Raw genomic sequence first — 22,614 nt, forward strand, 5'->3', positions numbered from 1 at the left:
TGTATTAAAATAAAATTGGTTAACCAAAAATACAAATGTTTTGTCGTAGCACAATGGGAAAATTGCTTTTAAAACAGATTTATATTTTTTGTGAAGTATTTAAAATAATTGATTTCTAGGATGCTATTTTATTTAACACCCATTCTAACTCTGGGTCTTTATTTAATTTTCGGTCGTTTTCAGTAGGAATAATATGTACATCGGGTTTAATTCCGAAGCCATCCGGTTGCTGTTTTTGTGGTGCTTCAATTTGCATCATACCAATTCTTATTTTTAGTTTGCTAGTTGGTAATTGATACACTTTATAAATACCAGCAACACAACCGTTATAAGCGCCTCCTGTTTCTTCTCCTACAAATATGGCTCGATTATTAGCTTTTAAATGTGTGGAAATTAATGAAGACGCCGAAAACGAGTTTCCGTTTATTAAAACATAAATATTACCTTTAAAATGTAAAGGTTTGGGTGATTTAATTTTGGTATATTTCTTAAACTTATAATATATTTTTCCGTCGTTTTTATATGTATTTAAAAAATTATGGGTGACTATAAATGGCGACAAAATACCAGATACTACTTTGGCCGTATTTGGCATAGTATTAGTCATTAAAACTTTAAAAAAAGGCACACGGCTATTGACTTGGCTGGGGTTTAAAAATTGATAATCGGTTAATGTTAAGTAACTGTACAAATAATCTATTTCTGAAATTCGACCACCACCGTTATCGCGAAGATCTATAACCAAATTTTGTGTTTTTAAAGAATCTAAGGTTTTAAAAACTTCTTTGTAAAACTTTTTATAATTACCGTTTGTAAAGCTTCTTATTTTAACATAAGCCACCGTGCTATCAACTCCTTTAAATTCAAAATTCCTGGTATAAGTTTTACTTTTAGTTATAAACCCATGTTTTTTATTGTACTTTTTTCTTTTTCTTTTAGCTATTCGGTTATTCTGTTTCTCGGTCTTGGTTAATTTTAATGGTTTTTCTTTTTTAGTTGAAATGCTATCGTTTAATTCTTTATTTTCTTCTTGAGTTATGCGTTTAAATTTCTTTACAAAGAGCGAATCATTTTGCTTTAAAGTCACGCTTAAACTATCTAAAAAACCTTTATCTCTGGTGTAAAACACCGAAAAGGCTTTGGCAACATATCGATTATGCAGTGTGGTGTTAAAACCATCGGAAGCAAATCGGGTTTTATAAGTTTTAATTAGGTTAGAAACCGAATCGTCTTCAATTTTAATTATTTCGCTTCCTATAATAGTTGAATCTTTTCCATAATTATTTTTAACCCAGAGTTTATCGTCTATAAATTCAAACTCTAAATTGTAAAAATCTAGTTTTTGTTTTTTTAATTTTTTCCGCTCTTTTTTCGTGAAACGTTTTACAGTATAACCAGTAGAAACATGTCCTTGTTTTACATAGCTAACCACTGGAGCTATTTTTTTATAGAATGCTCTTGTACTTAAAGGCTTATTTATTGTTTGTTTTAAACTATCGAACTTATTATTTAAATCGCTTTCTGTTGAATATTGATATAATTTTGGATGATGTTTTTTTAACTGATTATAAAGCTTATCTACATCTTCTTTTAAATGTTCTACACTGTGTAATGTATTAACTTGTTCGTTATATTTTTTTACGCTGTTACACGAAGAAAAACAGAATGCTATCAGAATTAAAATAAAAAAATACTTCATATAATATTAAAATAACAGGAATATGCGTTTAATTTGAAAATACAACGTTTTACACCAATTTAAATTTATGTAGTTTTGTGCTTTATGCAAAAGAAAATTAACATACTAAACCGAAAAGCTCGTTTTAATTACGAGATTTTAGATAAATATACTGCAGGAATTGTACTTTCTGGAACCGAAATAAAGTCTATTCGAAGCGGTAAAGCATCTATTGCCGAAAGTTTTTGTGAATTTAATGAACAAAGCGAACTTTTTGTAATAAATATGACTATTGAAGAATATTTATACGGCACCTATTACAACCATAAACCTAAAGCACAGCGCAAGCTTCTTTTAAATAAACGCGAATTAAAAAAGCTTTTAAAAGAAGTACAAAACACCGGATTAACAATTATTCCGTTACGCCTGTTTATTAACGATAAAGGCTTAGCTAAACTAGACATAGCTCTAGCTAAGGGTAAAAAGTTATACGACAAACGCGAATCTATAAAGGACCGCGATAATAAGCGCAATTTAGATCGTGTAAAAAAAATATATAAATAATTTCAACTAAATTTTGGCTCTAAATTTACTTCAAAAGGGGTTCATTTTATATTTTTATGAAAACCTTAACGCTTCTTTTTAGGCCAAAACGGTACTTTGTAAACTTAATTATCCTTTATTTTTTATTATGAAAAAGCTATCTCTTATTCTTTTCTTAGTTTTTTTTAGTACGGTTACTTTTGGACAGGAAAAACCAGAAGACAAATCGTTAAACTACCCAGAAAAAGTAAATACATTAGAATCTACTATACAAACTTTGTACGGTGTAATTTCTGGTGAAAAAGGTAAAGAACGCGATTGGAAATTATTTAAGTTTCTATTTAAGTCTGACGCTAAATTAGTTACCATTCTAAAAGAAAAAGACGATAAATTATCTGTGCGTTATATGTCGCCAGCAGATTATATTAAATCTTCCAGTGATTGGATGTTTAGAAATGGATTTATAGAGCGCGAAATACATCGTGAAGTTCATGTTTTTGGGCATATAGCTCAAGTTTTTAGTACTTATGAATGTTACGAAAGTTTAAACGACGAAAAACCTTTTATGCGAGGTATAAACAGCATACAATTGTTTAATGATAATGAACGCTGGTGGATTACCAATATACAATGGAGTCAAGAAAATGCCAAGTATCAAATACCAAAAAAATATTTAAGATAAAAACATAGTGTCATGAAAATTAATAAAAATAGTTTTTGCAAAACCTTATTTATTACTGCTTTTAGTTTTACAATATTAAACGCACAAGAAACAAAAACAGCAAAACCTATTTTTATTGATGGTGAAGCACAAATTGTTGAAGCTTTTAACCATCCTAAAAAATGGATTAGACATGATTTATTTGTTGAAACCACCTTTGATTCTGATAAAGATGGAAATCTAGACCGCGTACATGTAGATGTTACAAGACCTTACCAAACAGAAACCCAAAATTTAAAACTACCTATAATTTACGAATCAAGTCCTTATTATGCTGGTGTTGCGCCAGATGTTGATGGTGTTTTTTGGAATGTAAACCATGAATTAGGTGAAATGGCCGAAGAGCGTGTTCATCCACCCGTAACTCGCCGCGGTAAGCGTCCAATTATCTCTAATTCTCAAGTTAAAACTTGGGTACCTCGAGGTTACATTGTAGTGCATTCTTCTTCTCCAGGAACTGGTTTCTCGCAAGGTTCGCCAACCGTTGGCGGTAAAAACGAATCTTTAGCGCCAAAAGCAGTAATAGACTGGTTAAATGGAAGAGCTAAAGGTTTTACAGAACCTGAAGGAGGTGAAGAAGTTAAAGCTTTTTGGAGTACCGGAAAAGTTGGCATGACGGGTACATCATACAACGGTACTATTCCTTTGGCCGCTGCAACCACTGGTGTAGACGGTTTAAAAGTTATTATTCCTGTAGCGCCTAACACATCATATTATCATTATTACAGATCTAACGGATTAGTTCGATCTCCAGGTGGTTATTTAGGTGAAGATATAGATGTTTTATACGATTACATTCATAGTGGAGACGAAAGTAAACGAGCTAGCAACAATGCCAGAGTTAGAGATATTGAAATGAAAAACGGAATGGATAGAGTTACTGGCGATTATAACGATTTTTGGGCTGGTAGAGATTATTTAAACCAAATGGATAATATGAAAGCCGCTTTACTCATGTCTCATGGTTTTAACGATTGGAATGTTATGCCAGAACACAGTTACAGAATATATAAAAAAGCCAAAGATATGGGCTTAGAAACTGCTATTTATTATCACCAATTTGGTCATGGTGGTCCGCCACCTGTTGCTATGATGAATAAATGGTTTACACATTATTTACACGGTATAGATAACGACATAGAAAAAGATTCTAATAAAGCCTATATAGTTCGCGAAGGTGAACTGCGAAGTAACCCCACAGCGTACAAAGATTATCCAAACCCAGAAGCCAAACCTGTTACATTTTACTTAACAAAAGGAGCACCTGAATTTGGCGGACTAACACTTGAGCCTCAAAAAAAACAAGCCAAAGAAACCTTAACAGACAATTACACCATTAACGGGGAAACTTTAGCTCAAGCTACAACATCAAACAATCGTTTATTATATGTTACACCAACCCTAACTAAAGATGTACATATTTCTGGACTTGCTCAAGTAACGGTAACTTTAGCAAGCAGTAAACCTGCGACAAATTTATCAGTTTGGTTAGTTTCACTTCCGTGGAATGATAACGAAGGCGCTATTATAACAGATAACATTATAACACGCGGTTGGGCAGATCCTCAAAACTACAAATCTATTACAGAAAGTGAACCTTTAAAACCAGCTAAATTTTATAAAGTTACTTTTAATCTTCAACCAGACGATCAAGTTATAAAAGCCGGACAACAAATTGGTTTAATGATTTTTTCAAGTGATAAAGATTTTACATTACACCCAAAACCGGGCACTGAATTAACTGTAGATTTAAATAAAACTTCAATAACTTTACCTATAGTTAACGGATTAAGCAAATTTTAATATACCATGGGAAAGCAATTACCAGAAATTACAACGGAGATTCAAAAATTTATTGAAGCTCAAAAAATATTTTTTGTAGGTACAGCAGCTGCCGAAGGCCGTGTAAATGTTTCACCTAAAGGGCACGATACACTTCGTGTTATATCTCCAAACAAGGTTATTTGGTTAAACCTTACAGGAAGTGGTAATGAAACCGCAGCACATCTTTTAAAAAACGATCGCATGACAATTATGTTTTGTGCATTTGAAGGTAAACCACTTATTTTACGCCTTTACGGGCATGCAAAAATATATCATGAACGCGATGAAACATTTCAAAAACACATTGGTTTATTTGATGAAAATGTAGGTTCAAGACAGATTATAGAGTTAGACGTAGAAATGGTGCAAACCTCCTGTGGCTACTCAATACCATTTATGGATTTTAAGGAAGAACGCGGACAACTCAACTCGTGGTCTGAAAAACAAGGAAAAGAACGTATTGAAGCATACTGGGAAGAAAAAAACTCAAAAAGTATTGATGGATTTGAAACAGGCATTTTAGAGTAATTCCTTTTTTTAATTACATAATAATCTTTAGGAGTTTACGTTTTAACAACTTAGACCCTATTTTAATAAAGGTTTAGTTAAAATGAATAACATTAAAGATTTAAACATTGAACATGAAATTCTCCCCATCTTTAACTACTCCTTAAATAGCTTTTCAAAAAATAAAATTCTTGAAATACTAAAAAATCCGCTTCACTCTGTAAACGACATAGTTAATCGCCAAAATATATTAAAAGGATTTTCGAAAAACGAAGCGATATTAAAGGACTACTCGTATTCCGTATTATATGTAAACGAGGTATACTTTTTCTTGAATAGCGAAAAATTTGAGGATTTACCACAGAATAAAATAAAGTTTAAGTTAATTGGCTCTAAACAAGATAAAATAGCTTACAGAACTAAATTAAACCAACTAGTTTTATTTTTTCATCGTATAAATTCTAGATATTTTAAGCGATTAAAACTAGAAGCTTTTCCAGAAGACTATGCATCAAACATAAAAGAAATTTTAGCCTTCTTATCTCATTTTGAACTTGAAAAATACGAATACATAATTCGAGAAAAAAGATTATCAAGTAACCATATTCTTCAATTAATTTCAAAAATTAATAATTTAAAACAACAAGAGTTAATACAGCCTTTTTGGAATGCATTTTTTCTTTTTGAAGCTTACTTAGCTATTAATTGCGGAATAGAAAAAAACAACTTTACATACCCGATTTTTAGTGATAACCAAATTCGTTTAAACGAGTTTTATCATCCTTTAATTAAAAACCCTGTAAAAAACAGCCTTAGTACCACTAGCAATGTTATTGTACTAAATGGGCCAAACATGTCTGGAAAATCTACTTGTCTTAAAGCACTTAGCTTATGTATATATTTCGGGCATTTAGGCTTTGGCATACCCGCTATAGAAAGCACCATTCCTTTTTTCAACTATTTCTCGATAGAAATTAATAAAAAAGATGATATTTTAAACGGCTACAGCCACTTTATGACGGAAGTTAAACATCTTAAAAATGTAGTGTTAAAAGCGAATAATGAGAAAAAATGTTTTGCAGTTTTCGATGAGCTTTTTAGTGGTACAAATGTAGAAGATGGTTTCGAAATTTGTAAAGCAACCATTAATGGGTTAAGTAAATTTAAAAATTCATTTTTCTTTATTTCTACTCATATTCAAGAGTTAAAACAAGTGTCTAGCAACGACATAGAAAACTATTTTATAGACTGTGAACTTATTGAAAACATACCAACCTTTACTTATAAACTAAAAAAAGGGTGGTCTGACGTTAAAATTGGTAAAGTTTTATTCGAAAAAGAAGGTTTAAATAAACTCCTGAAATAAAGGCCCTTAGTTTTTATCCTCCAATAAAGGCACAAAACGAAATTCGCCAAACTCGTGTTGCTCAAATTCTTTGGGGCCTTTTCTAATAAACATTGTCATAATTTGCACATCATCTCCCACAGGAATTACTAACCTACCTCCTATTTTTAGTTGTCCTAAAAGCGGTTTAGGCACAAAAGGGGCTCCGGCAGTTACAATAATACTATCAAAAGGGGCTTCTTCTGGTAAACCTTTGTAGCCATCGCCAAAAATCAACTTTTTAGCACGATAGCCTAGTTTAGGTAAAAATCTACTGGTTTTTTTAAACAACTCCTGTTGGCGTTCAATACTAAAAACACGAGCACCAAGTAAACATAATACCGCAGTTTGGTAACCACTACCTGTACCAATTTCTAAAACTTTATGTCCTGGTTCTATTTGCAACAATTCACTTTGAAAAGCTACGGTATAAGGTTGCGAAATAGTTTGGTCTGCAGCAATAGGAAACGCTTTATCTTGGTAAGCATGGTCTAAAAAACTAGAGTCCATAAACAAGTGGCGTGGTATTTTACCAATAGCCTGCAAAACTTTTTCGTTAGTAATGCCTTTGTTTTTTAACACATTAACAAGTTGTTGGCGTAAGCCTTGGTGTTTAAAAGTATCTTTCAATTTTTGGGTGGGTTTAGTTTGCTAAAATTAATTAAACATTTTAAAGCTAAAAACTATTTACAAAGATTTTATTTTTAGCATTTATAATCCATAAAAAATCAATTTAAATCCCTAAATTCAACCTTTAATTATGTTATTTTTGTTTAAAACGTAAAATATTATGCTAAACGCCGGAGTACTTGGTGCTGGTCACCTTGGAAAAATTCATTTAAGACTATTAAATCAATCTAATAAATATAATCTTGTTGGTTTTTACGATGCCGACGAAGAAAACGGGAAAAAAGTAGAAGCCGAATTTGGATATAAATTCTTCCCAACTATCGATGCTTTAATCGAGGCTGTTGATGTTGTAGATATTGTTACACCAACCTTATCACATTACGATTGCGCTAAACAAGCCATAGCTAAAGGCAAACACATTTTTATTGAAAAACCAATTACAAACACTGTTGAAGAAGCAGAACATATTCGCGAGTTACTTGCCGAAAACAAATTACGTGGGCAAGTAGGACACGTTGAGCGTTTTAACCCTGCATTTTTAGCTGTAAAAGACGATATAAACTCACCAATGTTTATTGAAACGCACAGACTTGCAGAGTTTAACCCAAGAGGTACAGATGTTCCTGTGGTTTTAGATTTAATGATTCATGATATAGATATTGTTTTAAGCATTGTAAAATCTAAAGTTAAACATGTTTCGGCTAGTGGTGTTTCTGTTATTAGCGACACACCAGATATTGCAAATGCTCGTTTAGAGTTTGAAAACGGTTGTGTAGCCAACTTAACAGCTAGCAGGATTTCACTTAAAAAAATGCGTAAAGCGCGATTTTTTCAAAAAGATGCTTACATTTCAGTCGATTTTTTAACCAAAAAATGTGAAGTTGTAAAAATGAAAGACGCTCCAGAATCCCCTGGTGATTTTGATATGATTTTGCAAAACGCAGAAGGTGTAAAAAAACAAATTTATTTTGATAACCCTGAAGTGTCTGACAACAATGCCATTTTAGATGAGCTTGAAACCTTTGCCGATGCTATAAACAACAACACAACACCTGTAGTTACACTTCACGATGGTACAGAAGCGTTACGTGTTGCTAACCAAATTATAAACTGTTTTTAAAACATGAAAAACATTGCTGTAATTGGAGCGGGCACCATGGGAAATGGTATTGCGCATACTTTTGCGCAATTTGGTTTTAAAGTAAATTTAATTGATATTAATGATGATGCTTTAAAATCGGGCTTAAACACCATTTTAAAAAACCTAGATAGGCAATTAGCCAAGGATAAAATATCTGAAGCCGATAAAACTAAAACTTTATCTAATATTTCGAGTTTTACAAATATTGAAGAAGGTGTAAAGCAAACCGATTTGGTTATAGAAGCGGCCACCGAAAATCTCGATTTAAAACTTGAAATTTTTAAACAACTTGATACTTTTTGTTCATCTGAAACTATTTTAGCAACAAACACCTCTTCTATTTCCATTACGCAAATAGCAGCGATAACCAATAGAGCCGATAAAGTTATTGGCATGCATTTTATGAATCCGGTACCTATAATGCCATTGGTTGAAGTAATTCGCGGTTACAATACCAGCAATTCGGTTTGCCAAACCATAATGGAATTATCGAAAACTTTAGGTAAAACACCTGTTGAAGTTAACGATTACCCGGGTTTTGTTGCCAATCGTATTTTAATGCCCATGCTTAATGAAGCCATTGAAACACTTTACAACGGTGTTGCTGGCGTTACAGAAATAGATACTGTTATGAAACTAGGAATGGCGCACCCAATGGGACCATTACAGTTAGCCGATTTTATTGGTTTAGATGTTTGTTTATCTATTTTAAACGTTATGTACACTGGCTTTAAAAATCCTAAATATGCACCTTGTCCATTATTAGTTAATATGGTTAACGCAGGAAAACTGGGTGTAAAATCTGGCGAAGGCTTTTATGATTATTCCGAAGGAAAAAAAGCCGAAAAAATCTCAAAACAATTTAGTTAATGTATATTACCCAGAATTTAAATACCATAAAAAACACTTTACCCGAACATGTAACTTTAGTTGCTGTATCTAAAACAAAACCTGTAAGCGATATTATGGAAGCCTACAATGCCGGACAACGCATATTTGGTGAAAATAAAATACAAGAAATGGCAGAAAAGTATGAACAAATGCCAAAAGATATCGAGTGGCACATGATTGGGCACGTACAACGAAATAAAGTGAAATACATGGCCAGTTTTGTAAGTTTAATACACGGTGTAGATAATTTTAAGTTACTTAACGAAATTAACAAACAAGCACTTAAACACGACCGAGTTATCAACTGTTTGCTTCAAATAAAAATTGCTGAAGAAGACAGCAAATTTGGAATGACAGCCAACGAAGCTTCAGAGATACTACAATCAGAAACATTTTCAGAATTAAAATACATAAATATTGTTGGTGTTATGGGAATGGCAACATTTACTGATAATGAACAACAAATTGAAAACGAATTTAAATATCTTAAAACAACTTTTAACGAGTTACAAAAACTAAATACTGAAAACTGCAAACTAAATACAATCTCCATGGGCATGAGTGGAGACTACGAATTAGCTATAAAATGCGGCAGTAATATGGTTCGCGTTGGAAGTAGTATATTTGGTAGTAGAAATTATATTTAAGTCAACGAACACTGTTAAGACACCTACAGTCAACAAAAAACCATAAACTAAAAACAAACAACAAAATCACTTTTAACTTTTAACTTTTAACTTTTAACTTTTAACTTTTAACTTTTAACAAATCTACGCAATACTCGACATAGAAACCACTGGCGGTAAGTACAACGAAGAAGGCATTACAGAAATAGCCATTTACAAATATGATGGGCATGAAGTGGTCGATCAATTTATAAGTTTAATAAACCCCGAACGCGAAATTCAGCCCTTTGTGGTTAATTTAACAGGAATAAATAGCAACATGCTGCGCAATGCTCCTAAGTTTTACGAGGTTGCAAAACGTATTGTAGAAATTACTGATGATTGCATTATTGTTGCGCACAATGCGAAATTCGATTACAGAATTTTACAAACCGAATTCCGTCGATTAGGTTTTGAATACGAGCGTAAATCGTTATGTACCGTAGAGCTTTCAAAATATTTAATTCCAGATTTACCGTCATACAGTTTAGGGAAATTAGTGCGTTCGTTGGGTATTCCTGTAACCGATAGGCACAGAGCTTCTGGTGATGCTTTGGCTACGGTTAAGCTATTTAAATTATTGTTAAGCAAGGATTCAGAAAAAAAAATAATTCAAGAATCGGTAAGACAAAACCCCAAACACCAATTAGAGCCAAGGCATTTAGATATTTTAAGTCAACTACCATCAATCACCGGAGTTTATTACATACATAATACCGATGGCGAAATTATATACATTGGTAAAAGCAACAACATAAAAAAACGAATTAATCAGCATTTCACAGGAACAAATCCAAAATCTAAAAAAATACAATCTAAAGTTTACACAGTAACCTATGAAGCTACAGGTAGCGAACTCGTTGCTTTACTAAAAGAAAGTGAAGAAATAAAACGAGTTAAACCTATTTTAAACAGGCAATTAAGACGCTCAATTTTTACACACGCATTGTATAGCTTTAAAGATGAAAACGGTTATATTAATTTAAAGATTGATATAGCCGATGGGCGTAAAAAACCAATAACAACTTTTACCAACAGACAAAGCGGAAAAAGTTTTTTAACCAAAGCGGTTGAAGATTATTCACTTTGCCAAAAGTTAGCGGGTTTATATAACACAAAATCTAGTTGTTTTAATTACGAAATTAAAGCCTGTGAAGGTGCTTGTATTCAAAAAGAATCTCCAGAAAGTTACAATAAACGTGTCATGGCTTTAATTGATAAAAATAGCTACACCAATAAAAACATGGTAATTATAGATAGAGGTCGAGATGTAGATGAGCGCAGTGCTATTTTAATTGAAAACGGTGTTTTTAAAGGCTTAGGGTTCTTCAACTTAAATTATCAAATTAACAATATTGAAGTGTTAGAATCTATTATAACACCAATGCAAAATAATAGAGATACACAGCATATAATTCAAAGTTATATCCGTAAAAATAAACGCTTAAAAATTATTACCCTTTAACGTAAAAACATGAACAAAACTTTACTACTACTAGCTTTCTTAAGCTATTTTGCTTTGTCTGCCCAAACATTTAATTCTACAGACCTACGTGTTACCAAAGACGATTTAACTTTAAACACTTACGAGAAAGACTCTACTGCCAATGCCTTAGTACTTTACGAGCAAGGTAATAGCTATTTTCATAAACATGATCATGTTTTAATTACAGAAGAAAAACATAAAGTTAAAATTTTAAAAAATGAAGGGTTCGAAAAAGCAATCATCGAAATTTATTTATACAAAAATAATTCTGGCACATCAAAAGAAGAAATTAAAGATATTATTGCCACAACTTACAATTTAGAAAACAACGAATTAATCACCTCTAAATTAGATAAAAACAACATTTTCACAGAAAAGTATAACGACAATTACAGCATTATAAAATTTACACTGCCCAATGTAAAACCCGGTTCGGTAATTACTTATAGTTATACATTAATGTCTCCGTTTATGTGGAATTATAAAGATTGGGAATTTCAAAGCGATATACCAAAACTTTACAGCGAATATAGAGCCAGCATACCAGGTAATTGGTTGTACCATAAAAAGCTTATTGGTACAGAAAAATTTGTAATCAATAATTCCGAAATTAAAAAAAACTGCTTAACTAGTTTTAATGGTGGTAAGGCAGATTGCGAAGAAAGTATCTATGCCATGAAAGATATACCCGCTTTTATTGAAGAAGATTACATGACCTCGGAGCGCAACTACTTAGCCCGAATAGATTATACCTTAAAAACCTTTAAATCCATGGATGGCATAGTAAAAAACTATACCAAAACGTGGAAAGATGTTGATAAAGAATTTAAAACAGAAAACGGCATTGGCCGTCAACTTCGAAAAAAAATCGATTTTGAAACACTTTTAAGCCCAGAAATTATAAACAACAAAGATGCCTTAGAAAAAGCGAAAGCCATTTATAATTATGTACAAAATAATTATACCTGGAATGGCGACTACAAACTTTTTTCAGACTTTACAATTAAAGAGCTTACCAAAACAAAAACCGGTAATGTTTCTGCTATAAATATTTTGCTTCATAATTTGTTAAATCAAACCGGAGTAAGTGTAAAACCCGTTTTACTTTCTACAAGACCAAACGGCTATCCTACAAAAATTTTTCCTGTAATAGACGATTTTAACTACCTTATAGTAAAAGCAACAATTAATGGTAAAGATTATTTATTAGATGCCACAAATAAGTTTTTAGCATTCGGCGAATTACCATACAAATGCTTAAATTATTTTGGTAGACAATTAGACTTTAAAGAAGGTAGCCAATGGATAGATATTGAACCACAGTCGCTATCTAGAATAATTTACATGGCAAACGCAACTATAAACGAAAATGATGAAATTACGGGTACAGTAACAGACAAACTTACTGGATATGATGCCTATTTTAAAAGAAAATCATATTTTGAAAATCCAGAAGAATACGTAGACGAGCTTATAAACAACACACCATTTATAGATATTTACAACCACGAATCGAGCACAACTAAAAAAACAGAAAACTCATTTTCTGAAACTTACAATTTCGAATATACCATAGACGATAACATCAATTTAATTTACCTAAACCCTTTTATTGTTAAGTTTTTTAAAGAAAACCCTTTTAAACTTCAAGAACGCACCTACCCCGTAGAGCTTGGCTACAAAAGAAACTATTTATACAATTATGTTATCGATTTAAACAATAAATATAAGGTGCAAGAATTACCAAAACCTACGGGAATTGTTTTACCTAACAATGCTGGCGACTTTTCATTTTCAACACAGCAGTTAGGTACAAAAGTTATCGTAAATTTTAAACTCAGCTTAAAATCAGTTATTTACCCAACTGAATATTACCCGTACTTGAAAGAATTTATGAGTAAAGTAGTCGATATTCAAAAAAATTCCATAATTGTACTAAGTAAAAATTAAATTTCTTTTTTTTAAGTACTTTTGATGGTATGAGTAAAACCAAAAAAAACTGGAAGAAACAACTTCATGAAATTATTTATGAAGCCGATACACCTGCCGGAAAACTATTCGATGTTGTACTTTTAATAGTTATTTTGGCAAGTATTCTATTGGTTATGCTCGAAAGTGTAAAAAGTATTGATAATAAATATCACGACTTTTTAAACATATCAGAATGGGTAATCACCATTTTATTTACCATCGAATATATTGCCAGAATAATTACCGTAAACAAGCCAACTAAATACATTATTAGTTTTTACGGCATTATCGATTTTCTATCAACCATCCCAAAATACATTTCACTCTTTTTTGGTGGTATTCATGCGTTAGCAGCACTACGCGCATTACGATTACTTCGCGTATTTCGCATATTAAAATTAGCACGCTATTTAGGCGCATCAAATAACTTAGTACGTGCCATAAAAGCCAGTAGAGCCAAAATCGCTGTATTTTTATTTGCCGTGTTAATCGTAGCCATAATTTTAGGCACCATTATGTACTTGGTCGAAGGCGAAGAAAACGGCTTTACAAACATACCTCGAAGCGTATATTGGTGCATTGTAACCCTAACAACCGTAGGTTTTGGCGATATTGCACCACAAACACCCTTAGGCCAGTTTTTAGCTTCATTAGTCATGATTTTGGGCTATGGCATAATAGCAGTGCCAACAGGTATAGTTTCAGCCGAATATTCAAATCAAAATAAAACCCCAAGTACAAACAATCCCACCCCGCAAGTACATTTAAACTCGCAATCGTGCGCCAACTGTTTAGCCAGTAAACACCAAGATGGCGCAAAATTTTGCCATAATTGCGGCCACCCATTACATTAAAAAAACTAGGGCGTTACCACAAGGGTCGGGCTTTCGCTACTCGCTGCCTTCTGCGGCGGCGAGCTCAAACATGCCGCTCAATCCCTAACGCAGTAAAACCACTTAGTTAATCATTACAAATAACTTGTAAAATCGTTAATTCAAACTAAATTTGTAAAAAAATTAAAACTATTAATACAAACCCTAAATATTTAATATCAATAGTTGGCCCAACGGCAATAGGTAAAACTGCATTAAGCATAAAATTGGCCAATTATTTTAACACCGAAATTATTTCGGCAGACTCTAGGCAGTTCTTTAAAGAAATGCATATAGGCACTGCTGCACCAACACCAGAAGAATTAGCAGCGGCTAAACATCACTTTATACATCATAAATCTATTCAAGATAATTACAGTGTAGGTGCTTTCGAGAAAGAAGCCATAAGTCGTTTAGAAAAATTGTTTACCAAACACAATGTTGTAATAATGGTTGGTGGTTCTGGTTTGTACGTGGATGCCGTAACAAAAGGTTTAGACTATTTCCCCGATGTAGATAAAAGCATCCGCGAAAAATTAAATAGCGACTTAGAAACCTTTGATCTAGAACACCTTCAAAATCAATTAAAACAACTTGACGAAGCGTCATACAACACCATCGCTATCGATAATCCGCACCGTGTAATTCGCGCTTTAGAAGTTTGCATTGGTACAGGTAAACCCTATTCATCCTTTTTAAATAAAGAAAAAAACAGCCGAAACTTTAAAACCATAACCGTAGGTTTAACAGCCGACAGAGAAATAATTTACAACCGCATCAATAAACGCGTCGATATTATGGTTAACGAAGGCTTACTCGATGAAGTTAAAAATCTCATCTCGTTTAAACACCTAAACGGACTAAATACGGTTGGTTATAAAGAACTCTTTAATTATTTCGATGGTACTTGGGAACTCGACTTTGCAGTTTCCGAAATAAAGAAAAATACACGTAGGTTTGCAAAACGACAACTTACATGGTTTAAACGAAACGAAAACACCCTTTGGTTCGACTACAAAACCGAATTAGATCATATAATAAAAACTATAAAAACAAATCTAAATTAACAATGATACAGGTAAACGAATATTTTGATGGAAAAGTAAAATCGTTAGGCTTAAAAAACACACAAGGCAATTTTACAATTGGCGTTTTAACAAAAGGCACTTACGAGTTTAATACCTCTACAAAAGAGTGGATGACTTTAACCGCTGGAACATGGGAAATAGAGTTACCAAATAGCGAGAAGAAAATATTTGCTATTAACGAAACTTGCGAAATACCGTCGGGTATTACGTTTAAGGTTTATGCACTAGAAGATTCGGCCTACTTATGTAAATACGAGTAGTAAACGTAATTTTATTCCATAATAACATTACAATATTTGGCATTTATCATAATGTTTTTGCCACTGGCTAAGCTTCCATTCGAAAAACTAGCGCTGTTATCATTGGTTACTTTTTCAGGATGTGAAAATTTGGAGCGCGTACCCTTATACTGAAAATTACAAGCCGCTTTGGGTAATGCAATTATAGCATCGGTATTTTGAATAATAATATTTAGGTTGCTAAATGTATCGGCAATATTTAAAATATTTAAGTTACCAATATTACCATCAACCATAGCCGCACCAGTTAAATTTTCAATATTCACATTCGACGATATCGCGTTTAAAACCAAATTGTTTACATTTTTTAAATGCACATCTTCGGTATAATTTAAATTTAGTTCACCTAAATTCCAATTATTTACAATTACTGGCGAATATGAAGCATTAATGGAAGTATGAGTTCCATTAATGCTATTCGCTGTAAATTTTGTATATGCTAAATTAGCTTCCAGATTATCTACGCTTGAAGCAAATTGTATTTCGCCATGTTTTACATTTACCTTTAATTTAGCGTCTTTAGGCATTTTAATAATAATTGTTTTTTTAATCTTGGAGTTTGATTTATGTTCAACCGTTTCTTCAATTAATAAACGACGCTTTTCTGCCAATTTTGCACGCTCTTTAGCGCGAAGTTTTTGAGCTTCTATACGCGCTTTATTAGCTTCTTCCCTAGCTTTACTAGCTTCTAACCTTGATGCATTTGCTTCCAAGCTTGCCGCAAAACGTTCGCCCCAAGCCTCCATTTGTTTACCAAATTGTTCTCCAAATTTCTCGCCCCAAGCTTCCATTTTTTCTTCAAAATCTGAGCTTTCAAATTTTTCTTCAAGAGCTTTACCCCATTCTTCCATTTCTTTGCCATACTTCTCGCCCCATTCTTTACCAAATTTTTCGCCCCAGGCTTCCATTTTTTTGGCATAATCGTCGCCATACACTTTTTCGAAGCGTTTGCTATATTTTTCTAAGTATTTATCGCCCTCCTTTTTATAAGTATCATAATCGAACACAAAAGCATCACTATTTTCTGGTAACTCAGGTAACTCCGGCATTACAGGCATTGGTGGCACAGGAGGTATTTCTGGAACTACAGGCATACTTAAAATCATTTCTGGTAAATCGGCCAATTCAAATTGTAATTCATGTAATAAGGCATTTACCATATCGTCTTCATCATTGTTCTTGGAAATATAAATAACCTTCGACGCTTTTCCGCCACGTGCATTAATGTTAACTTTTTTACTAGAAGCATCTACATCTACACCCCAAGCGTCTAAAACAGATTCTAACTCGTTTTTACTTACTTTTTCGCCTTCAATAAAGGCTTCTATTTCTACTGTTCGTTTGTTCCAAGTGTCTATAACAATATTGGTGTTACTGGTATTTAAGTCTACTACAACATCGTTATCTACTTTTATTGATTGTGAAACTTTAGTCAACTTTTGCTGTGCCACAACACTTCCCGTAATTGTAAAGCATAGCGTAAAAAGTAACGTTTTTATAATGGATTTGTTCATTTTTTGATTGATTTAAATTGATTGTTTAACGTCTGTTGATGCAGACGGATGTAATTCTTGTAATTGTGTTCTTAAACGATACAAAAGGTTTAAGCGCAATTTTAAATTATCGATTAAAGCGTTAACCGTAAGCTCGTTTAAACCTGTTTCGGTTAAATCGGTAGAAAGTCTTTTATATTCCTTATCAAGCGCATCGAGTTGCACCAAATAATCGTCGAACATTTCTTTGGTTTCTGGCGTGTATTTAATTTTACTCAACTCCAAATTTATACTCGCCAAATAGTAATCTTCTACCTTTTTTAGCCCTGGCGAAAAGTCACCTAAAGTTTTAATTGTTTCTGGTTTTGTTTCAGCGACCTCAATTTTAGGTGTATCACTAGCACTATTGGATTGGAAAAACTTAAAAGCACCAAAACTTAAACCCAAAATAACTACAACACTAGCTGCAATTTGCATCCAATTAAAACTACGTTTTTTCTGTTGCGGTAAGGTTGCATCTAACTTTTCCAGAAAACGTTCTTGATGGTTATTAGGCATTTTTTCAAGGCTTACCTTATCGTTTTTAAACAGTTCTCTAATATCTTGTGCCATTATTCTTAAGTGTTAAAATTTCTTGTAATTTCGCTTTTCCTCGCGATAGTTGTGTACGCGAAGCTACTTCGCTAATGCTTAAAATTTTAGATATTTCTTGATGGTCATATCCTTCAATTAAATACAACATCACAACGTATTGATATTTGCTTGGTAATGCGTTTATAGCTTTTTTTACATCGTTTATAGTGATAGTATCGGCTACCAACCATTTGTCGTCTTTTGGCGTATCAATAACTTTAAGGTGCACCTCATCTAACTCAACAAGTTCTTGTTTTTTAGATTTTAAAAAATCGATACTTTTATTAACGACAATACGTTTTAACCAAGCTCCAAAAGTAACCTCCGCTTTATATTGATGCAGTTTTGTAAAGGCCTTAATAAAGGCTTCTTGAACCACATCTTCGGCGTCGGCAGCATCTTTTAAAAATCGTTTTGCAACAATATACATACCATCGCAGTACTGGTTGTATAACTGCATTTGTGCTTTGCGATTGTTTTGTTTACATTGTTCAATAATGTCAACTTGAAACATGCTTTTTTCTTTTGGTTGGTTATAGTTCATCTTAAAGACGAATTAAAAAACGGAGTGTTGCAAAAAATTTAAATATTTTTAAAAAAATTATAACAAAGCTAGATAAATAGACGTTTGTATTTCAATAATTATTACTTTTTAAAGTATATTTACAGCTAAAAAATTGCTCTGCATGAACACCGCTTTAAAACGAATTTTAGTTTTTTTATCTATTGTTGCCTTAGGTTTATTATTATATTCTGTATTTGTTGAAAATATTTTTGCGCCACGATTAAGCCCAAAAGACACTGTAAAATTCGAGTTAAACGATTTAAAATTAAAAGTGTTTTACAACCGTCCGTCTAAAAAAAACAGAGCCATTTTTGGAGCTTTAGTCCCATTCGATCAGGTTTGGCGAACAGGAGCAAACGAAGCTACTACTTTCGAAACTAACAAAAATCTTGAAGTAAACGGAATGCCTTTAGCTGAAGGTAAATATACGTTATGGACAGTTCCAAGAGATTCTGTTTGGACCGTTATTTTTAATTCGAAACAATACGCTTGGGGTGTAAATGCCCAAATGCAACCCATGTGGGATCCTAATTACGACGTTTTAAATATTGATGTTCCTGTACAAAAATTAAACACTACGGTTGAACAATTTACGATTGCTTTCGATAACTCCACAGACAACTTGTTTTTAACCATGGCCTGGGATGATGTTAAAATTTCGGTGCCTTTGAAGTAGATTTGGTTTGCAGTTCTTAGTATCCAGTAGCTAGCAGCAATACCTTAAATACAGTCCGCCGACCTTCATGAATTATAATAAATTTTTGTCAGTCAAATTAACCCGTTTAATTATTTCGCTCTGTATTCTTATAAGTCTGAATTCATGTGATAAAAAAGATAAGAAAACTTATAATGACGAGATTAACTACAGTGATTTCAACTACTACAAAATTATAAACACTAAAAATAGAGAGAGTAGTACTGATCAATTAATTGAACTTGAAATTTACGGAACTACCAAAGAAAATATGTTCGTAAATCAAGTAAAATCGTTTTTAAAAACAGATGTTGATATAGACTCTTTGAATAGTCATTTTTATACACTTAAGTTTAATGAATATAAACCATTAAATTATAAGGGCTACATAGATATTGTTTATGGAAAAGAGAAAGTAATTGATATTGAATTTAAGGTAATTACATCTACAAATAATGAAAAAGAAGAGATTTTATCATTTAAATCAATTGACTCAAATAGGGTAAATTTTAATTTCATTAATGTTGATTCAAAAAATCCAATTAAAGGAGTTTTATGCATTAAGATTGAGTCAGAACTTATAGTTGAAGAAGGTGAAGAAAAGATAGTCGGGTATTATTTTGAATACATGTTTGTTGATACCAAAAAATTCACAAACAATTCTTTTATAGAGGAATATAAAAACAAAAAATAATACTACTGCTAACACCGCATATAATTTATTACTAGTTCTAGACTGTTTATAAAAATACTTACAATTTTTCTATTTCCTTTAAAAATAAAAAAATAAATCTGTAACAACAGAAATTAATTTGAGACTTATACCACAACAAATTATTATATCAAATAGATTATTTTTATATTTTATTATTAGTTATTGCTAGTATTCTAACCATTAAAGGAGAAAGAAACTCTAAAAGAAAAAAACTTTTTATTCTAATTTACATTGTTTTAATTGGCGTCGCCCTTCTGTATAATTTTGGATATTTTTTTGGACAAATGGTCTATGAATTGATAAATAATTAAAGGAGTCCAAACTGGATACTTAAGAAAAGTAAATTTAGATTTGTAGCTAGTGCGAAATTTTAACTCTGCAATTTATTTTCTTGTTTTTTGGCTCTATAAAAATTTGTAACTTTCTACAAACAATCTGTAGTTGTGGCTTCAAAAGAAAATAAAGAAGGAATTTCAAAATTTACCAACAAAGTTTCAATTAAATCTTTTCAACAAAAAAGAAAGACAACAATTAATGCCGACGACTTAGTAAAATCGGTATTAAATAAAAGCATTTCGGCATTAAGCAGAGCCATAACTCTAATTGAAAGTAACAACCCCGCGCATCAAGAAAAAGCCAATAAAATTATTAAAAACTGTTTGCCACATGCAAACAAATCGATTAGAATTGGTATTACTGGTGTTCCTGGAGTTGGTAAAAGCACATTTATAGAAACCCTTGGAAATCACCTAATTTTACAAGGCAAAAAAGTAGCAGTTTTGGCTGTAGACCCGAGTAGCACGGTAACCAAAGGCAGTATTTTGGGCGATAAAACCCGAATGGAGAATTTAGCAAAAAATCCGAAAGCATTTATTCGGCCTTCAGCTTCTGGAAATACGCTTGGTGGCGTTGCAAAAAAAACACGCGAAACTATTATTTTATGCGAAGCCGCAGGTTTCGATGTAATAATTATTGAAACAGTTGGTGTTGGCCAAAGCGAAACTACCGTTGCTAGTATGGTAGATTTCTTTTTACTTTTAAAATTAGCAGGTGCAGGCGATGAATTACAGGGTATTAAACGTGGTATTATTGAAATGGCCGATACCATTGCCATAAATAAAGCCGACGGAAACAATATTAAACAAGCAAAACTAGCAAAGGTAGAATTTAACCGTGCACTGCACTACCTACCTCGAAAAGCATCGCAATGGCAACCACAAGTACTAACCTGTAGCGCCTTACAAAACGAAGGAATCGTAGAAATTTGGGAAGCCATTTTAAACTACTTTGAAATCACAAAAGCGAATCAATATTTCTCGCACAAACGACAAGAGCAAGATAAATATTGGCTTATGCAAACTATTGAAAATCAACTAAAAGCTAACTTTTTTAATTCACCAAAAATACAAACTGCCTTAAAAGAACAACTCACTTTAATGGCTCAAAATCGTACAACGGCTTTCGCCGCAGCAAACTATATTTTAAATCTTGACTAAACCATGGCAAAAAAAACTTGGATAGAAAAACGCGATGCAAAAAAAGAATTTGTAGTTAAAACCATAGATAAAAAATTCGCCGATATTCCTGAGGGCAGTCGCATGCTTATTGCAACGCCTCAAATAATAAATACCTACGTAAACAACATTCCGTTTGGTAAAACCCGGGAATTAACCACCATGCGAACCGACTTAGCAGCAACCTATAACACCGATAAAACTTGCCCAGTAACAGCAGGAATATTTTTAAGAATTGTAGCCGAAGCGGCCTATGAAGAACTCGAAAACAACGGATCTATCGAACAAATAACACCCTTTTGGCGTATAGTAAGCCCTAATTCAAAATTGGCAAAAAAACTAAGTTGTGGCGAAGCATTTATTATAAATCAACGTATTAAAGAAGGCTGTTAGGCATCAGCGTTTACAGCCCCATATTTTCCCACTAAAAACAGAGCTATTTTGTAAAATAAAAATCCGGACAAAGCTCCAAACGCCATTCCACAAACAATATCCAAAGGAAAATGTACCCCAACATAAATTCGGCTATAAGCCACTGTTCCGGCCCAAAATAACAAATAAAAAATTAAATTTTTATAGTAAGGTTTTAGCAACAGCCCAATAAAAACAGCCGCCGCCATAGAGTTCGACGAATGTCCAGAGAAAAACCCATACTTACCGCAATAGCCAGCAATCATGCGCATATATTCCATAACACCTTCTGTTCTGCAAGGTCGTAAACGTTCAAATCCTCGTTTAAAAACGTTAGTAATTTGGTCGGTAAATGTCACCATTAACACAATGGTTAAAATAAAAATCAATAACCCTTTTAACCCAAATTTTTTATACAGCAAAAATAAAAGTACTGCATACAACGGTATAAAACTAAGCTTATTGGTAATTACCAACCACAGCGTGTCCCATGTAGTCGAACCTAAATTATTCAAAAATAAAAAAAGCGCTTCATCCTGATTAATAAGTTGATCTATCATTATTTACAATTTGGGCGTTACCCCGAAATTTGGGGTCGGGCTTTCCGCTAAATCCCCGAAAAAAAAAATCGGGGGATACCGCTGCAATCCCTAACGCAATTTAATCTTCGTATTTAGCTATTTCGGCATCATAAAAAGCGGTAGCTTCTTTAATGGCATTTTGGGTTTCGGTTTCTAATTCCTTTTGGTCTTCGGCATCAAAATCTTCAAACCATTCCACTTCATCATCTTCTAAATTAATGATAAATCGAGGAAACTCGGTGTGTATAATATATATAGCATTTGGAAATTCGCTATTGTCGCCTAAAATAAATTTTGGAAGTGTCATT

Annotated in this window: 24 protein-coding genes; 17 read left to right on the plus strand and 7 right to left on the minus strand. The window is 32.7% G+C overall.

Features of this window, described 5'->3' with window-relative positions; translation table 11 throughout:
- Positions 1 to 115: 115 nt before the first annotated feature.
- Entirely contained in the window at positions 116 to 1,699 is a 1,584-nt protein-coding gene (locus LG651_RS14065; protein WP_226696750.1) for a S41 family peptidase, read from the minus strand.
- Positions 1,700 to 1,783: 84 nt separating this feature from the next.
- On the opposite strand from LG651_RS14065, the gene smpB reads away from it, so the two are divergent.
- The 5 genes from smpB (at position 1,784) to LG651_RS14090 (ending at position 6,639) form a co-directional block, all read left to right on the plus strand.
- Positions 1,784 to 2,242 carry an SsrA-binding protein SmpB gene (gene smpB / locus LG651_RS14070; protein ID WP_226696751.1) on the plus strand — a complete coding sequence of 153 codons (459 nt, stop codon included), beginning with the start codon at positions 1,784 to 1,786 and terminating at the stop codon, positions 2,240 to 2,242.
- A 127-nt stretch (positions 2,243 to 2,369) separates the two neighbouring features.
- Positions 2,370 to 2,903 carry a hypothetical protein gene (locus LG651_RS14075; protein ID WP_226696752.1) on the plus strand — a complete coding sequence of 178 codons (534 nt, stop codon included), beginning with the start codon at positions 2,370 to 2,372 and terminating at the stop codon, positions 2,901 to 2,903.
- 12 nt (positions 2,904 to 2,915) lie between these two features.
- Entirely contained in the window at positions 2,916 to 4,745 is a 1,830-nt protein-coding gene (locus tag LG651_RS14080) for a Xaa-Pro dipeptidyl-peptidase (RefSeq protein WP_226696753.1), read from the plus strand.
- A 6-nt stretch (positions 4,746 to 4,751) separates the two neighbouring features.
- Complete coding sequence (locus LG651_RS14085; protein ID WP_226696754.1) at positions 4,752 to 5,294, plus strand: pyridoxamine 5'-phosphate oxidase family protein; 543 nt, start codon at positions 4,752 to 4,754, stop codon at positions 5,292 to 5,294.
- A gap of 82 nt (positions 5,295 to 5,376) precedes the next feature.
- Entirely contained in the window at positions 5,377 to 6,639 is a 1,263-nt protein-coding gene (locus LG651_RS14090) for a MutS-related protein (protein ID WP_226696755.1), read from the plus strand.
- 6 nt (positions 6,640 to 6,645) lie between these two features.
- On the opposite strand, the gene LG651_RS14095 is transcribed toward LG651_RS14090, so the two are convergent.
- Complete coding sequence (locus LG651_RS14095; RefSeq protein ID WP_226544653.1) at positions 6,646 to 7,287, minus strand: protein-L-isoaspartate(D-aspartate) O-methyltransferase; 642 nt, start codon at positions 7,285 to 7,287, stop codon at positions 6,646 to 6,648.
- Between the two features lie 160 nt (positions 7,288 to 7,447).
- Here LG651_RS14095 and LG651_RS14100 point away from each other — a divergent pair, with 160 nt between their 5' ends.
- From LG651_RS14100 to LG651_RS14135, 8 genes are all read left to right on the plus strand, one after another.
- Positions 7,448 to 8,407: a Gfo/Idh/MocA family protein gene (locus tag LG651_RS14100; protein ID WP_226696756.1), complete on the plus strand. Its 960-nt coding sequence runs from the start codon at positions 7,448 to 7,450 to the stop codon at positions 8,405 to 8,407.
- A 3-nt stretch (positions 8,408 to 8,410) separates the two neighbouring features.
- Positions 8,411 to 9,298, plus strand: coding sequence for a 3-hydroxyacyl-CoA dehydrogenase family protein (locus LG651_RS14105; RefSeq protein WP_226696757.1), 888 nt, complete (start codon positions 8,411 to 8,413; stop codon positions 9,296 to 9,298).
- Complete coding sequence (locus tag LG651_RS14110; protein ID WP_226696758.1) at positions 9,298 to 9,966, plus strand: YggS family pyridoxal phosphate-dependent enzyme; 669 nt, start codon at positions 9,298 to 9,300, stop codon at positions 9,964 to 9,966. Before LG651_RS14105 ends, LG651_RS14110 begins: the two co-directional genes overlap by 1 nt.
- A gap of 121 nt (positions 9,967 to 10,087) precedes the next feature.
- On the plus strand, positions 10,088 to 11,449 hold the full coding sequence (locus tag LG651_RS14115; RefSeq protein WP_226696920.1) for an exonuclease domain-containing protein: 1,362 nt from the start codon (positions 10,088 to 10,090) through the stop codon (positions 11,447 to 11,449).
- 9 nt (positions 11,450 to 11,458) lie between these two features.
- Positions 11,459 to 13,420, plus strand: coding sequence for a DUF3858 domain-containing protein (locus tag LG651_RS14120; protein ID WP_226696759.1), 1,962 nt, complete (start codon positions 11,459 to 11,461; stop codon positions 13,418 to 13,420).
- Between the two features lie 29 nt (positions 13,421 to 13,449).
- On the plus strand, positions 13,450 to 14,295 hold the full coding sequence (locus tag LG651_RS14125; RefSeq protein ID WP_226696760.1) for an ion transporter: 846 nt from the start codon (positions 13,450 to 13,452) through the stop codon (positions 14,293 to 14,295).
- A gap of 170 nt (positions 14,296 to 14,465) precedes the next feature.
- Positions 14,466 to 15,380, plus strand: a complete 915-nt coding sequence (gene miaA, locus LG651_RS14130; protein ID WP_226696921.1) for a tRNA (adenosine(37)-N6)-dimethylallyltransferase MiaA — start codon at positions 14,466 to 14,468, stop codon at positions 15,378 to 15,380.
- Between the two features lie 2 nt (positions 15,381 to 15,382).
- Positions 15,383 to 15,661 (plus strand): pyrimidine/purine nucleoside phosphorylase, encoded by a 279-nt coding sequence (locus LG651_RS14135; RefSeq protein WP_226696761.1) that lies wholly within the window; start codon positions 15,383 to 15,385, stop codon positions 15,659 to 15,661.
- A gap of 11 nt (positions 15,662 to 15,672) precedes the next feature.
- On the opposite strand, the gene LG651_RS14140 is transcribed toward LG651_RS14135, so the two are convergent.
- From LG651_RS14140 to LG651_RS14150, 3 genes are read right to left on the minus strand one after another with little or no spacing between them, the layout of a single operon-like run.
- Positions 15,673 to 17,214 carry a hypothetical protein gene (locus tag LG651_RS14140; protein ID WP_226696762.1) on the minus strand — a complete coding sequence of 514 codons (1,542 nt, stop codon included), beginning with the start codon at positions 17,212 to 17,214 and terminating at the stop codon, positions 15,673 to 15,675.
- Positions 17,215 to 17,226: 12 nt separating this feature from the next.
- On the minus strand, positions 17,227 to 17,805 hold the full coding sequence (locus LG651_RS14145; protein WP_226696763.1) for a hypothetical protein: 579 nt from the start codon (positions 17,803 to 17,805) through the stop codon (positions 17,227 to 17,229).
- Entirely contained in the window at positions 17,789 to 18,340 is a 552-nt protein-coding gene (locus LG651_RS14150) for an RNA polymerase sigma factor (RefSeq protein WP_226696922.1), read from the minus strand. The genes LG651_RS14145 and LG651_RS14150 overlap by 17 nt, the downstream gene beginning before the upstream one ends.
- A gap of 172 nt (positions 18,341 to 18,512) precedes the next feature.
- Here LG651_RS14150 and LG651_RS14155 point away from each other — a divergent pair, with 172 nt between their 5' ends.
- The 4 genes from LG651_RS14155 (at position 18,513) to LG651_RS14170 (ending at position 21,707) form a co-directional block, all read left to right on the plus strand.
- A complete protein-coding gene (locus LG651_RS14155; protein WP_226696764.1) occupies positions 18,513 to 19,067 on the plus strand; it encodes a DUF2911 domain-containing protein in 555 nt (184 codons plus the stop codon).
- Between the two features lie 67 nt (positions 19,068 to 19,134).
- The gene (locus tag LG651_RS14160) at positions 19,135 to 19,779 is read left to right on the plus strand and encodes a hypothetical protein (protein ID WP_226696765.1); all 645 of its coding nucleotides are present in this window, start codon (positions 19,135 to 19,137) and stop codon (positions 19,777 to 19,779) included.
- A gap of 464 nt (positions 19,780 to 20,243) precedes the next feature.
- On the plus strand, positions 20,244 to 21,296 hold the full coding sequence (gene meaB / locus LG651_RS14165) for a methylmalonyl Co-A mutase-associated GTPase MeaB (protein WP_226696766.1): 1,053 nt from the start codon (positions 20,244 to 20,246) through the stop codon (positions 21,294 to 21,296).
- A gap of 3 nt (positions 21,297 to 21,299) precedes the next feature.
- Positions 21,300 to 21,707, plus strand: coding sequence for a hypothetical protein (locus LG651_RS14170; RefSeq protein ID WP_226696767.1), 408 nt, complete (start codon positions 21,300 to 21,302; stop codon positions 21,705 to 21,707).
- Here LG651_RS14170 and LG651_RS14175 read toward each other — a convergent pair.
- Both LG651_RS14175 and LG651_RS14180 read right to left on the minus strand, forming a co-directional pair.
- Entirely contained in the window at positions 21,704 to 22,285 is a 582-nt protein-coding gene (locus LG651_RS14175) for a phosphatase PAP2 family protein (protein ID WP_226696768.1), read from the minus strand. The genes LG651_RS14170 and LG651_RS14175 overlap by 4 nt on opposite strands.
- A gap of 100 nt (positions 22,286 to 22,385) precedes the next feature.
- The gene (locus LG651_RS14180; protein ID WP_044626407.1) at positions 22,386 to 22,613 is read right to left on the minus strand and encodes a hypothetical protein; all 228 of its coding nucleotides are present in this window, start codon (positions 22,611 to 22,613) and stop codon (positions 22,386 to 22,388) included.
- Position 22,614: the final 1 nt, after the last annotated feature.

Origin of the sequence: Neotamlana sargassicola, assembly GCF_020523965.1 — a bacterium.
Taxonomy (GTDB): Bacteria; Bacteroidota; Bacteroidia; order Flavobacteriales; family Flavobacteriaceae; genus Neotamlana; species Neotamlana sargassicola.

Excerpts from the sequence above, each read along its gene's own strand:
- LG651_RS14065 (WP_226696750.1), bottom strand. The coding sequence starts at position 1,699 with ATGAAGTATTTTTTTATTTTAATTCTGATAGCATTCTGTTTTTCTTCG.
- LG651_RS14180 (WP_044626407.1), bottom strand. The coding sequence starts at position 22,613 with ATGACACTTCCAAAATTTATTTTAGGCGACAATAGCGAATTTCCAAAT.
- LG651_RS14090 (WP_226696755.1), top strand. The coding sequence starts at position 5,377 with ATGAATAACATTAAAGATTTAAACATTGAACATGAAATTCTCCCCATC.
- LG651_RS14150 (WP_226696922.1), bottom strand. The coding sequence starts at position 18,340 with ATGTTTCAAGTTGACATTATTGAACAATGTAAACAAAACAATCGCAAA.
- LG651_RS14155 (WP_226696764.1), top strand. The coding sequence starts at position 18,513 with ATGAACACCGCTTTAAAACGAATTTTAGTTTTTTTATCTATTGTTGCC.
- LG651_RS14170 (WP_226696767.1), top strand. The coding sequence starts at position 21,300 with ATGGCAAAAAAAACTTGGATAGAAAAACGCGATGCAAAAAAAGAATTT.
- smpB (WP_226696751.1), top strand. The coding sequence starts at position 1,784 with ATGCAAAAGAAAATTAACATACTAAACCGAAAAGCTCGTTTTAATTAC.
- LG651_RS14145 (WP_226696763.1), bottom strand. The coding sequence starts at position 17,805 with ATGGCACAAGATATTAGAGAACTGTTTAAAAACGATAAGGTAAGCCTT.
- LG651_RS14140 (WP_226696762.1), bottom strand. The coding sequence starts at position 17,214 with ATGAACAAATCCATTATAAAAACGTTACTTTTTACGCTATGCTTTACA.
- LG651_RS14120 (WP_226696759.1), top strand. The coding sequence starts at position 11,459 with ATGAACAAAACTTTACTACTACTAGCTTTCTTAAGCTATTTTGCTTTG.
- LG651_RS14135 (WP_226696761.1), top strand. The coding sequence starts at position 15,383 with ATGATACAGGTAAACGAATATTTTGATGGAAAAGTAAAATCGTTAGGC.
- LG651_RS14175 (WP_226696768.1), bottom strand. The coding sequence starts at position 22,285 with ATGATAGATCAACTTATTAATCAGGATGAAGCGCTTTTTTTATTTTTG.
- LG651_RS14085 (WP_226696754.1), top strand. The coding sequence starts at position 4,752 with ATGGGAAAGCAATTACCAGAAATTACAACGGAGATTCAAAAATTTATT.
- LG651_RS14160 (WP_226696765.1), top strand. The coding sequence starts at position 19,135 with ATGAATTATAATAAATTTTTGTCAGTCAAATTAACCCGTTTAATTATT.
- LG651_RS14100 (WP_226696756.1), top strand. The coding sequence starts at position 7,448 with ATGCTAAACGCCGGAGTACTTGGTGCTGGTCACCTTGGAAAAATTCAT.
- LG651_RS14105 (WP_226696757.1), top strand. The coding sequence starts at position 8,411 with ATGAAAAACATTGCTGTAATTGGAGCGGGCACCATGGGAAATGGTATT.
- LG651_RS14125 (WP_226696760.1), top strand. The coding sequence starts at position 13,450 with ATGAGTAAAACCAAAAAAAACTGGAAGAAACAACTTCATGAAATTATT.
- LG651_RS14110 (WP_226696758.1), top strand. The coding sequence starts at position 9,298 with ATGTATATTACCCAGAATTTAAATACCATAAAAAACACTTTACCCGAA.
- LG651_RS14080 (WP_226696753.1), top strand. The coding sequence starts at position 2,916 with ATGAAAATTAATAAAAATAGTTTTTGCAAAACCTTATTTATTACTGCT.
- LG651_RS14075 (WP_226696752.1), top strand. The coding sequence starts at position 2,370 with ATGAAAAAGCTATCTCTTATTCTTTTCTTAGTTTTTTTTAGTACGGTT.